The following is a 544-nucleotide window of genomic DNA, read 5'->3' on the forward strand; positions in this document are numbered from 1 at the left end:
GTCCGGTATATCTGCAGGCTTATTCCTACTCTGCTTCATCTTATTTGCCGCGCCTCTGATTGAACAGATCCCCGTTGCTGCACTAGTCGGCGTTATGTTCATCGTTGTCATCGGTACCTTTGAATGGTCCAGCTTCCGAATTNTTCGAAAAGTTCCCCGCTCTGACGCTTTTGTATTAATCCTGGTATCTGGTGTCACAGTGGCAACAGACTTGGCAATTGCAGTAATCGTAGGTGTAATTGTTTCCGCGCTCGTCTTTGCCTGGGAACACGCGAAGCATGTGTATATTCACGAGAAAGAGAATGAAGAAGGTTCAACGGTCTACGAAGTAGAAGGCCCCCTGTTCTTTGGTTCAATTGCGAACTTCCTAGAGCAATTTGATGTTCAAGCGGGCAACGACGACATTATTATCGACTTCGCTCAATCCAGAGTATACGACCACTCAGGCATTGAGGCGATCGACACACTAGCCGAGCGCTACCTGAACGCAAACAAGACTTTACACATTCGCCATCTAAGCCCGGAATGTAGAAGCTTGCTTAAA

At 47.3% G+C, this 544-nt stretch carries 1 protein-coding gene; it reads left to right on the forward strand.

What is annotated here, in order from left to right; all coding sequences use genetic code 11:
- Nucleotides 1–544: SulP family inorganic anion transporter (locus A3757_RS04265; protein WP_156506169.1), on the forward strand; the 544-nt coding region annotated here is incomplete at both ends.

The organism is Oleiphilus sp. HI0117 (assembly GCF_001635235.1).